Source organism: Pantoea sp., assembly GCF_039594315.1.
Lineage (GTDB): Bacteria > Pseudomonadota > Gammaproteobacteria > Enterobacterales > Enterobacteriaceae > Pantoea.
The window spans coordinates 1-11678 of sequence record NZ_JBCNNP010000081.1 but is presented as its reverse complement, the minus strand read 5'-3'; the positions used below and the strand labels follow the sequence as shown (position 1 = coordinate 11678).

At 55.6% G+C, this 11678-nt stretch carries 11 protein-coding genes; all 11 read left to right on the top strand.

Translation table 11 applies throughout. The features are described from left to right. The coding region (locus tag ABDW13_RS22445) for a penicillin-binding transpeptidase domain-containing protein (RefSeq protein ID WP_343554728.1) at window positions 1-819 on the top strand (819 nt) is incomplete at its 5' end. Beyond that, window positions 806-2293, top strand: a complete 1488-nt coding sequence (gene murE, locus ABDW13_RS22440) for a UDP-N-acetylmuramoyl-L-alanyl-D-glutamate--2,6-diaminopimelate ligase (RefSeq protein WP_343554727.1) — start codon at window positions 806-808, stop codon at window positions 2291-2293. The genes ABDW13_RS22445 and murE, both read left to right, overlap by 14 nt. Further along, window positions 2290-3651, top strand: a complete 1362-nt coding sequence (gene murF, locus ABDW13_RS22435; protein WP_343554726.1) for a UDP-N-acetylmuramoyl-tripeptide--D-alanyl-D-alanine ligase — start codon at window positions 2290-2292, stop codon at window positions 3649-3651. Before murE ends, murF begins: the two co-directional genes overlap by 4 nt. Then, window positions 3645-4727 carry a phospho-N-acetylmuramoyl-pentapeptide-transferase gene (gene mraY, locus ABDW13_RS22430; protein WP_343554725.1) on the top strand — a complete coding sequence of 361 codons (1083 nt, stop codon included), beginning with the start codon at window positions 3645-3647 and terminating at the stop codon, window positions 4725-4727. Before murF ends, mraY begins: the two co-directional genes overlap by 7 nt. Window positions 4728-4729: 2 nt before the next feature. Further along, entirely contained in the window at window positions 4730-6046 is a 1317-nt protein-coding gene (gene murD, locus ABDW13_RS22425; protein ID WP_343554724.1) for a UDP-N-acetylmuramoyl-L-alanine--D-glutamate ligase, read from the top strand. Continuing rightward, a complete protein-coding gene (gene ftsW / locus ABDW13_RS22420) occupies window positions 6046-7260 on the top strand; it encodes a cell division protein FtsW (RefSeq protein ID WP_343554723.1) in 1215 nt (404 codons plus the stop codon). Before murD ends, ftsW begins: the two co-directional genes overlap by 1 nt. After that, window positions 7257-8315: an undecaprenyldiphospho-muramoylpentapeptide beta-N-acetylglucosaminyltransferase gene (gene murG / locus ABDW13_RS22415; RefSeq protein ID WP_343554722.1), complete on the top strand. Its 1059-nt coding sequence runs from the start codon at window positions 7257-7259 to the stop codon at window positions 8313-8315. Before ftsW ends, murG begins: the two co-directional genes overlap by 4 nt. 69 nt (window positions 8316-8384) lie before the next feature. Further along, window positions 8385-9860, top strand: a complete 1476-nt coding sequence (gene murC, locus ABDW13_RS22410; protein ID WP_343554721.1) for a UDP-N-acetylmuramate--L-alanine ligase — start codon at window positions 8385-8387, stop codon at window positions 9858-9860. Beyond that, on the top strand, window positions 9853-10773 hold the full coding sequence (locus ABDW13_RS22405) for a D-alanine--D-alanine ligase (RefSeq protein ID WP_343554720.1): 921 nt from the start codon (window positions 9853-9855) through the stop codon (window positions 10771-10773). Before murC ends, ABDW13_RS22405 begins: the two co-directional genes overlap by 8 nt. Before the next feature lies 1 nt (window position 10774). Further along, a complete protein-coding gene (gene ftsQ / locus ABDW13_RS22400; protein ID WP_343554719.1) occupies window positions 10775-11614 on the top strand; it encodes a cell division protein FtsQ in 840 nt (279 codons plus the stop codon). Next, the coding region (locus ABDW13_RS22395; protein WP_343554729.1) for a hypothetical protein at window positions 11611-11678 on the top strand (68 nt) is incomplete at its 3' end. The genes ftsQ and ABDW13_RS22395, both read left to right, overlap by 4 nt.

Sequence of the window (11678 nt, the reverse complement as noted above, 5' to 3'; positions counted from 1 at the left end):
GCTTTGCAGCGCGGTGTGGTGAAAGAGAACAGCGTACTGAATACCGTGCCGTACCGCGTCAATGGTCATGAGATCAAAGACGTGGCGCGCTACAACGAATTGACCCTTACCGGGGTTTTACAGAAGTCGAGTAACGTCGGGGTTTCACGTTTGGCGTTAGCGATGCCCTCCTCAGCACTTGTAGATACTTACGCGCGCTTTGGACTGGGTAAACCGACCAATTTGGGGCTGGTCGGGGAAAGTAGTGGCTTATACCCTCAAAAACAACGGTGGTCTGACATAGAGAGGGCCACCTTCTCTTTCGGCTACGGGCTAATGGTAACGCCGTTACAGTTAGCGCGAGTCTACGCAACCATTGGCAGCTACGGCATCAATCGCCCGCTGTCGATCACCAAAGTTGACCCGCCAGTGGCGGGTGAACGCGTTTTCCAGGAAGACCTGGTGAGAACGGTGATGCACATGATGGAAAGCGTAGCGTTACCCGGCGGCGGCGGTGTTAAAGCGGCCATAAAGGGGTATCGCATTGCCATTAAAACCGGTACCGCCAAGAAGGTTGGACCGGATGGCCGTTACGTTAATAAATACATTGCTTACACCGCAGGCGTAGCGCCTGCCAGTCGCCCTCGTTTTGCGCTGGTGGTGGTGATCAACGATCCCCAAGCCGGTAAATATTATGGTGGTGCGGTTTCTGCACCGGTGTTTGGCGCAATCATGGGCGGCGTGCTGCGCACCATGAATATCGAACCTGATGCGTTGCCAACAGTCGATAAAAACGAATTGGTGAAGAATAGAAGTGAGGATCCAAGTGACAGATCGTAACCTGCGCGATTTACTGGCCCCATGGGTGCCGGGTGCGCCGGCACGTCCACTCCGTGACATGACACTGGATAGCCGCGCTGCGGCTGCTGGCGATCTGTTTATCGCCGTGGCGGGCCATCATGCAGATGGACGTCGTTTTATTCCGCAGGCGATTGCCCAAGGCGTGGCGGCAGTGATTGCCGAAGCCGAAGGCGAAGCCAGCGATGGTGATATCCGCGAGATGCACGGCGTCCCGGTTATCTATCTGGCGCAGTTGCAGCAGCGTCTCTCTGCACTGGCTGGACGTTTTTATCAGCAGCCGGCTGAAAAATTAAAGTTAATTGGCGTGACCGGCACTAACGGTAAAACCACCACCACGCAGTTGATGGCGCAGTGGGCCAATTTGCTGGGTGAAACCGGTGCCGTGATGGGCACCGTAGGCAACGGTTTGTATGGCCAATTAATCGCAACCGAAAATACCACCGGTTCGGCCGTGGATGTTCAGCATGTGCTGAACGATTTGGTTGAGCAGGGCGCAACGCTCACGGCAATGGAAGTTTCCTCGCACGGTCTGGTGCAGCATCGTGTTGCTGCCTTGCCGTTTGCCGCAGCGGTATTCACTAACCTCAGCCGCGATCATCTTGATTATCACGGCGATATGCAGGGCTACGAATCCGCCAAATGGCTGCTGTTCTCTGAGCATCAGATTGGCGAAGCGATCATCAATGCCGATGACGAAGTGGGCCGTCGCTGGCTGGCGAACCTGCCAGATGCTGTCGCGGTCACCATGGAAAACAATTTACAGGCGGGTTGTCGTGGTCGCTGGCTCAAAGCCACAGCCGTGAACTATCACGACGGCGGCGCGCATATTCAATTCAGCTCCAGCTGGGGCGACGGTGAGTTTGATAGTCGCCTTATGGGGGCATTCAACGTCAGCAACTTACTGTTGGCGCTGGCAACCTTGTTAACGCTGGATTATCCACTTGAATCGCTGGTGGCGACCGCTTCTCAGCTACAGCCGGTTTGCGGTCGTATGGAAGTGTTCACGGCGGAAGGGAAACCAACGGTGGTGGTTGATTACGCCCATACGCCAGATGCATTGGAAAAAGCGCTGGAAGCGGCGCGTCTGCACTGCAAAGGTCAACTGTGGTGCGTATTTGGCTGCGGTGGCGATCGCGATAAAGGTAAACGTCCATTGATGGGCGCGATTGCAGAGCAGTTTGCCGACATCGTGGTAATCACCGATGACAATCCACGCAGTGAAGAACCGATGTCGATCGTCAATGACATTCTTACTGGTCTGCTTGATCCGGGCCGTGCGCGCGTGGTTTCTGGACGTGCGCAAGCGGTCACTAACGCCGTAATGCAAGCCGCTGCTGATGACATCGTTCTGGTGGCAGGTAAAGGCCACGAAGATTACCAAATCATCGGCAACCGCCGTCTGGATTATTCCGACCGCGATACCGTCGCCCGTTTATTGGGGGTGATGGCATGATTCCAATCACTCTACAAAAACTGGCGGATATCAGTGCAGGTCAATTGCACGGCGCGGATTTAACCATCGCCGACGTCACCACCGATACGCGCAAAGTCTCCGCCGGTAGCATGTTTGTGGCAATCGTTGGTGAGCGTTTTGACGCCCATGACTTTGCTAACAATGCGATTGCTAACGGTGCACAGGCGCTGCTGGTCAGCAAGTTGCTGACCGTTTCGGTGCCGCAAGTGGTGGTTGCTGATACACGCATTGCATTCGGCCAACTCGCCGCGTGGGTGCGCCAGCAAGCGAAAGCACGCGTCGTTGCGCTAACCGGATCATCTGGTAAAACCTCGGTCAAAGAGATGACTGCCGCGATTCTGCGCCAGTGTGGTGAAACGCTGTATACCGCGGGCAACCTGAACAACGACTTCGGCGTGCCGATGACGCTGCTGCGCCTGACGAAAGATCATGCCTACGCAGTAATTGAACTGGGTGCTAACCATCAAGGCGAAATCGCTTACACCACTGATTTGGTGCGTCCAGAAACCGCATTGGTGAACAACCTTGCTGCCGCGCATCTGGAAGGCTTTGGTTCGTTGGCCGGTGTAGCAAAAGCCAAAGGCGAGATCTTTGGCGGCTTGCCGGTACATGGCACGGCGATCATCAATGCCGACAGCAACGATATTGCCAACTGGCAAAGCCAATTTGTCGATAAAACGCTGTGGCGCTTCTCGCCGCAGCCAATGGCGGATGCCGAATTCCGTGCCAGTGAAATCGTGCTGCGCGCAGATGCCACGCTGTTCACGTTGCACACGCCGCGCGGTGATATCGCGGTGGAATTGCCTTTGCCGGGCCGTCACAACATTGCTAACGCATTAGCGGCCGCCGCGCTGGCGCTTTCAGTCGATGCGCCGCTGACCGCGATTCAAAGCGGCCTTAAAACCTTGCAGCCGGTTCCTGGCCGTTTGTTCCCTATTCGCCTGAATGCAAAACAATTACTGCTGGATGACAGCTACAACGCCAACGTCGGTTCGATGACGGCAGCGGCACAAGTGCTGGGCGATATGCCGGGCTTCCGTGTGATGGTGGTGGGCGATATGGCCGAGTTGGGTGATGAAGCCGAGCAATGTCATCGCCAGGTTGGCGATGCAGCGAAAACCGCGGGAATTGATTGCGTATTAAGTACCGGCACTCTCAGCCAACTGATCGGCGAAAACAGCGGCAAAGGCGAGCATTTCGCCACTAAAACCGCGCTGACTGAACGTTTACGCACATTGCTGTCCGAACATCAGGACATCACTATTTTGGTTAAAGGTTCGCGTAGTGCCGCCATGGAGCAGGTAGTACAGAGCTTACAGGAGAAAGGAACATGCTAGTCTGGCTGGCCGAACATCTGGTCGCATTTTATTCCGGCTTTAACGTCTTCTCATATCTGACGTTTCGCGCCATTGTCAGCCTGCTGACCGCTTTGTTCATTTCTCTGTGGATGGGCCCGCGCCTGATTGCCTGGCTACAAAAGTTGCAGATTGGCCAAGTGGTGCGTAACGACGGCCCAGAATCACACTTCAGTAAACGCGGCACGCCAACCATGGGCGGCGTAATGATCCTCACCTCAATCACCATTTCGGTGCTGATGTGGGCATATCCGTCCAACCCTTACGTCTGGTGCGTATTGGTGGTGCTGGTCGGTTTTGGCGTCATCGGCTTTGTGGATGACTATCGCAAAGTGGTGCGCAAAGACACCAAAGGCCTGATCGCGCGCTGGAAATATTTCTGGATGTCAGTGATTTCGCTGGCTGTCGCCTTTGCCTTGTTCATCGCCGGTAAAGACACGCCAGCCACGCAATTAGTGGTGCCATTCTTTAAAGACATCATGCCGCAGCTTGGCTTGTTCTATGTGGTGCTGGCGTACTTCGTCATCGTCGGTACCGGCAACGCGGTTAACTTAACCGACGGCCTGGATGGCTTGGCCATCATGCCAACCGTATTCGTGGCTGCCGGCTTTGCGCTGGTGGCGTGGGCGACCGGTAACGTCAAATTTGCTGAATATCTGCATATCCCTTATCTGCGCCACGCCGGTGAATTAGTGATTGTCTGCACCGCAATTGTCGGGGCCGGTCTCGGATTCTTGTGGTTCAACACCTATCCAGCACAAGTGTTCATGGGCGATGTTGGCTCATTGGCGTTGGGCGGCGCGCTCGGCACCATTGCGGTACTGCTGCGTCAGGAGTTCTTGCTGTTGATCATGGGCGGCGTATTCGTGGTTGAAACGCTGTCAGTTATTTTGCAGGTGGGATCATTCAAGCTACGCGGGCAACGTATTTTCCGCATGGCGCCGATTCACCACCACTATGAATTGAAAGGCTGGCCAGAGCCGCGCGTGATCGTGCGCTTCTGGATTATTTCGCTGATGCTGGTGCTGATTGGCCTGGCAACGCTGAAGGTACGTTAATCATGGCTGACTATCGGGGCAGAAAAGTCGTCATCATTGGATTAGGCATCACTGGCCTGTCCTGTGTTGATTTCTTCCTCGCGCAAGGCGTTACGCCGCGCGTGATGGATACCCGTGTCTCGCCGCCGGGTCTGGACAAGTTGCCAGAGTCGGTGGAGCGCTATGTTGGCGGTATCAATAGCGATTGGTTGCTGGCAGCAGATCTGATTATCGCTAGTCCTGGCATCGCCTTGGCTCATCCGGCGTTAAGTGAAGCCGCGGATGCGGGTATCGAAATCGTCGGCGACATCGAATTGTTCTGCCGCGAAGCGCAGGCACCGATTGTGGCGATTACCGGTTCCAACGGCAAAAGCACCGTGACCACGTTAGTCGGTGAAATGGCGCGCGCCGCAGGTTGGCAGGTGGGCGTTGGCGGCAACATTGGTTTGCCTGCGTTGACGCTGCTGAAATCCCCAGCACAACTTTACGTGTTGGAGCTTTCCAGCTTCCAGTTGGAAACCACGCACAGCTTGAAAGCAGCTGCCGCAACGATCCTCAATCTGACTGAGGATCATATGGATCGCTATCCGCTCGGCATGCAGCAATACCGTGCGGCAAAATTGCGTATTTATGAAAACGCTAGCGTCTGCGTGGTGAATGCAGACGACGGCATGACGATGCCAGTGCGCGGTGTTGATCAACGTTGCGTCAGTTTCGGCATCAACCTGGGCGATTACCATCTCAATCAGCAGCAAGGCAGCACCTGGCTGCGAGCGAAGGGCGAGAAAGTCCTGAATACCGATGAGATGACGTTGGTTGGTCAGCACAATTACACCAACGCATTGGCGGCGCTGGCATTAGCCGATGCGGTGAATATTCCGCGCGCTTCCAGCCTCAAAGCGTTAACCACTTTTACTGGCCTCGCGCACCGTTTCCAACTGGTACACGAAGCCAACGGCGTACGCTGGATTAACGATTCGAAAGCCACCAACGTGGGCAGCACCGAAGCTGCGCTCAATGGTTTGCAGGTGAAAGGCACGCTGTGGCTGCTGCTGGGTGGCGATGGTAAAGCGGCTGATTTCAGCCCGCTGGCGCGTTATCTACAAGGCGATAACGTTAAGCTGTTCTGTTTTGGCCGCGACGGTGATGCGCTAGCCGCGCTGCGTCCGGAGATTGCAACCCGCACGGAAACTCTGCAGCAGGCGATGACGCAAATTGCTGCACAGGTGAAACCCGGCGATATGGTGTTGTTGTCGCCAGCCTGCGCCAGCCTTGATCAGTTCCGTAACTTTGAACAGCGTGGCGATCAGTTCGCGCAACTGGCGAAGGAGTTGAGCTGATGCGCATTCCGGGTTCTGGTGTTGCTAGCTATCTGTCAATGCGTTTGCGCGATTGGGTGATGGGCGCGCGTGACAACGAAGACGCGCCAGTGGTGCTGTACGATCGCACCTTGCTGTGGCTGACCTTTGGTTTGGCGTTAATCGGTTTTGTGATGGTGACGTCTGCGTCAATGCCGGTTGGGCAACGTCTCAACGAAGATCCGTTCTACTTTGCTAAGCGTGATGCCTTCTATATCGCCTTGGCATTCGGTATGGCGCTGGTGACATTGCGCATCCCGATGGATTTCTGGCAGCGCTACAGCAACGTGATGCTGATGGTTTCAGTCGTTATGTTGCTGATCGTGTTGGTGGTGGGTAGCTCGGTAAACGGTGCATCGCGCTGGATTGCGCTTGGCCCGCTGCGTATTCAGCCGGCAGAGCTTTCAAAGCTGACGCTGTTCTGCTACCTCGCCAGTTATCTGGTGCGCAAAGTGGACGAAGTGCGCAACAACTTCTGGGGCTTCTGCAAGCCAATGGGCGTGATGGTGGTGCTGGCAGTGCTGCTGCTGGCGCAACCGGACCTCGGAACCGTGGTGGTGCTGTTCGTCACGACGTTGGCGATGCTGTTCCTCGCGGGCGCGAAAATGTGGCAGTTCCTGGCGATCATCGGCTCCGGTATTTTTGCCGTGGTGTTGCTGATTATCGCCGAACCGTACCGTATGCGCCGCGTGACCTCTTTCTGGAACCCGTGGGAAGATCCGTTCGGTAGCGGCTATCAGCTGACGCAGTCCTTGATGGCGTTTGGTCGCGGTGAGTTCTGGGGCCAGGGCTTAGGTAATTCGGTACAAAAACTGGAATATCTGCCGGAAGCACATACCGACTTTATCTTCTCGATCATCGGTGAAGAGTTGGGTTATGTCGGTGTGGTTTTGGCGCTGTTGATGGTATTCTTCGTCGCTTTTCGCGCGATGTCGATTGGTCGCCGTGCTCTGGAGATCGATCAGCGCTTTTCTGGCTTCCTCGCTTGCTCAATTGGCGTGTGGTTTAGCTTCCAGGCGCTGGTTAACGTTGGTGCGGCGGCGGGTATGCTGCCGACCAAAGGTCTGACGCTGCCGCTGATCAGTTACGGTGGTTCGAGTCTGATCATCATGTCGACCGCCATCGTATTTTTATTGCGCATTGATTACGAAACGCGTCTGGCGAAAGCGCAGGCGTTTACCCGAGGTGTTCGATGAGTGTCAAACGGCTGATGGTCATGGCAGGTGGTACTGGCGGACATGTGTTCCCCGGTCTGGCCGTTGCCCATCACCTGATGGAACAAGGCTGGCAGGTGCGCTGGCTGGGAACCGCTGACCGTATGGAAGCGGATTTGGTGCCAAAAAATGGCATCGAAATTGATTTTATCCGCATCAGCGGGTTGCGCGGTAAAGGCGTCAAAGCGCAGTTGCTGGCACCGGTACGCATCTTTAATGCGTGGCGTCAGGCGCGTCGCATCATGAAAAACTGGCAACCCGATGTGGTGCTGGGCATGGGCGGTTACGTATCGGGGCCGGGCGGTTTAGCCGCGTGGAGCTGCGGTATTCCGGTGGTGTTGCATGAGCAGAATGGCATTGCCGGATTGACTAACAAGTGGCTGGCGAAAATTGCCACTAAAGTGATGCAGGCGTTTCCGGGCGCATTCCCAACCGCTGAAGTGGTGGGTAATCCGGTGCGCACTGATGTATTAGCGCTGCCATTGCCGGCGGAGCGATTGAGTGGCCGTACTGGCCCGATTCGCGTGCTGGTCGTTGGTGGTAGCCAGGGCGCACGCATCCTCAACCAGACATTGCCGCAAGTGGCCGCTGAGTTGGGCGACGCGATTACGCTGTGGCACCAAACCGGCAAAGGTGGATTGGATATCGTGCAGCAGGCGTATCGCGATGCTGGGCAGCCGCAGCACAAAGTCACCGAGTTTATTGATGACATGGCCGAAGCCTATGCGTGGGCGGATGTGGTGGTGTGTCGTTCCGGTGCATTAACGGTCAGCGAAGTGGCTGCCGCAGGTTTACCGGCGATTTTTGTGCCGTTTCAGCACAAAGATCGTCAGCAGTACTGGAATGCGTTGCCGTTGGAAAAAGCGGGCGCAGCCAAAATTTTCGAGCAGCCGCAGTTCACCGCAGCTGTGGTAGCGGACACGCTGCGTCATTGGGATCGTGGCACCTTGTTGGCGATGGCTGAAAAAGCCCGTCAGGTGGCGATCCCCGATGCAACCGATCGGGTTGCCAAAGAAGTGGCGCGCGTCGCGAAATAGTTAATCGGCCAGTTGATTTGGCCTGTGCCCTAAAACGGCACAAACGGGAAAAACAGGTAATTGAAACAGATGAATACACAACAATTGGCAAAACTGCGTTCTATTGTGCCCGAGATGCGTCGCGTCCGGCACATTCACTTTGTCGGCATCGGTGGTGCTGGCATGGGCGGTATTGCCGAAGTGTTGGCGAACGAAGGCTATCACATCAGCGGATCTGATCTGGCACCGAACCCAGTAACACAGCATCTGGCCTCGCTGGGCGCCACGATTTACTTCAATCATCGCCCGGAAAACGTCACCGACGCGAGCGTGGTGGTGGTATCGACGGCGGTCGCGCAGGATAACCCTGAATTGGTCGCCGCGCGTGAGCAGCGTATTCCGGTGATTCGTCGCGCTGAGATGTTGGCTGAACTGATGCGTTTCCGTCACGGCATCGCGGTTGCGGGTACCCACGGTAAAACCACCACTACCGCGATGGTCACCAGCATTTATGCCGAAGGCGGCATGGATCCAACCTTCGTTAACGGCGGCCTGGTTAAAGCAGCGGGAACGCACGCGCGTCTTGGTAGCAGCCGCTACCTGATCGCGGAAGCGGATGAAAGCGATGCGTCGTTCTTGCATCTGCAACCGATGGTGGCGATTGTCACGAACATCGAAGCCGATCATATGGATACCTATCAGGGCGATTTTGAGAACCTGAAGCAGACCTTCATCAACTTCCTGCACAACTTGCCATTCTACGGTCGTGCAGTGATGTGTGTTGATGATGCGGTGATCCGTGATCTGATTCCGCGCGTTGGTCGCCAGGTGACCACCTACGGTTTTAGCGATGACGCGGATGTGCGCATTGAAAATTACGAGCAGCGTGGCGCGCAAGGGCACTTCACCTTGATCCGTCAGGATAAGCCGGTGCTGAAAGTGACCTTGAACGCGCCGGGTCGTCATAACGCGTTAAACGCGGCTGCAGCAGTAGCAGTTGCCAGCGAAGAAGGTATTGAAGATAACGCGATTTTGGCTGCGCTGGAGAGCTTCCAGGGCACAGGGCGCCGTTTCGATGTTCTCGGCGAGTTTGATACTGCGGCGGTCAACGGCAATGCAGGCAGCGCGATGCTGGTGGACGATTATGGTCATCATCCGACTGAAGTGGATGTCACCATCAAAGCCGCACGTGCGGGATGGCCTGATAAGAAGCTGGTGATGGTGTTCCAGCCGCATCGTTATACGCGTACCCGCGACCTGTTTGATGATTTCGCCAATGTGCTGTCGCAGGTTGATGTTTTGCTGATGCTGGATGTCTATCCGGCGGGCGAAGCCGCAATTCCGGGAGCGGATAGCCGTTCTCTGTGCCGCGCAATTCGTAATCGCGGCAAGGTTGATCCGATTTTAGTTTCTGAGCATGACGCATTGCCAGATGCTCTGGCACCGCTGCTGTCGGGTGATGATCTGGTGATCGTGCAAGGCGCAGGTAACATCGGCAAGATTGCGCGCAAGTTGGCCGATAACCAGCTTCAGCCTGCGGTTAAGACGGAGGCGCGCCATGACTGAGAAAGTGGCGGTATTACTTGGCGGTACCTCGGCTGAACGCGAAGTCTCGTTGATGTCTGGCACTGCGGTGCTGGCTGGACTGCGCGAAATGGGCATTGATGCCCATGCCGTCGATACGCGTGATGTTTCGGTACTCGAACTGAAACAGCAAGGTTTTGCCAAAGCCTTTATTGCGTTGCATGGTCGCGGCGGCGAAGACGGCACCTTGCAGGCCGTGCTGGAGTTCCTGCAACTGCCTTATACCGGCAGCGGCGTGATGGCTTCTGCTATCACCATGGATAAACTGCGCAGCAAATTGTTGTGGCAGGGCAGGGGATTACCTTCTGGCAAATTCGTCTGGTTGACGCGCCAGCAGCATGAGCAGGGTTTAGATGCTGAAATCCTCGCATCCATTGAAGCTTTGGGTTTGCCGCTGTTCGTCAAGCCAAGCTGTGAAGGATCAAGCGTGGGTATCAGTCGCGTTAATCACGCTGATGCGTTACCTGCGGCGCTGGAAGAGGCATTTCGTCATGATGATGATGTGCTGATTGAAGCATTTCTTAGCGGTGCAGAGTACACAGTTGGCATTGTTGGCGAGCAAATTCTGCCTTCAATCAGAATTAAAACTGCCAGCGAGTTCTATGACTATGAAGCTAAATACATTTCTGACGATACTGAATACTTCTGCCCGAGCGGATTGAGTGCGGAAAAAGAAGCGGAATTGCAGAAATTAGTCTCGGCAGCCTGGCGCGCATTGGGTTGCAGCGGCTGGGGTCGTGTGGATGTGATGGCGGATGGCGACGGTAATTTCCAGTTGCTGGAAGTGAACACTTCGCCTGGCATGACCAGCCATAGCCTGGTGCCAATGGCTGCAAAGCAGGCGGGATACAGTTTCCCGCAACTGGTGGCGCGTATTTTGGAGCTGGCTGACTGATATGTCTCAGGCGGCGATACGTGTACGCAAGAATGAGCCTCAGGAACGTGCGAGTTCCGGGCGCAGCAACGGTGCACGACTGTTTGGCATCGTGTTCCTGTTGATGGTGGTGGGGATCATGGTGGCCGGTGGCCTCGTGGTGCTGAAGTGGATGAATGACGCGTCGCGCTTGCCGCTTTCGAAGCTGGTGGTGACCGGGCAAACCCACTACACCACGCACGATGATATTCGCCAGGCTATCTTGTCGCTCGGCGCGCCGGGGACGTTCATGTCGCAAAACGTGGATATCCTTCAGCAGCAGATTGAGCGTTTACCCTGGATTAAGCAGGTCAGTGTGCGTAAGCAGTGGCCTGATGAGCTGAAGATAAATTTGGTGGAGTACGTTCCGGTGGCACGTTGGAACGACTCGCACATGGTGGACGCCGATGGCGTCTCCTTCAGCGTTCCGGCCAGCCATGTTGGCAAAGAAACTCTGCCAATGTTGTATGGCCCGGAAGGCAGTGAAAATGAGGTGTTAGCCGGCTATCACACCATGAGTGATGTACTTAAGGCTAACAAGTTTACCCTGAAGGTCGCGTCAATGACGGCGCGGCGCTCATGGCAGTTGGTGACCAGTGACGATGTGCGCATTGAACTGGGACGTAGCGACACCATGAAGCGTCTGAACCGTTTTATTGAGCTTTATCCGGATCTGCAGCAGCAGGGCCAGAGTCAAAACAAACGCATCACTTATGTTGATCTGCGTTACGACTCCGGCGCCGCAGTAGGCTGGGCAGCAGCACCGATAGAGCCACAGGACAGTAATCAGCAACAGAACCAGGCACAGGCTAAACCACAATGATCAAGGCAACGGACAGAAAACTGGTAGTAGGACTCGAAATTGGCACCGCGAAGGTGTCCGCCCT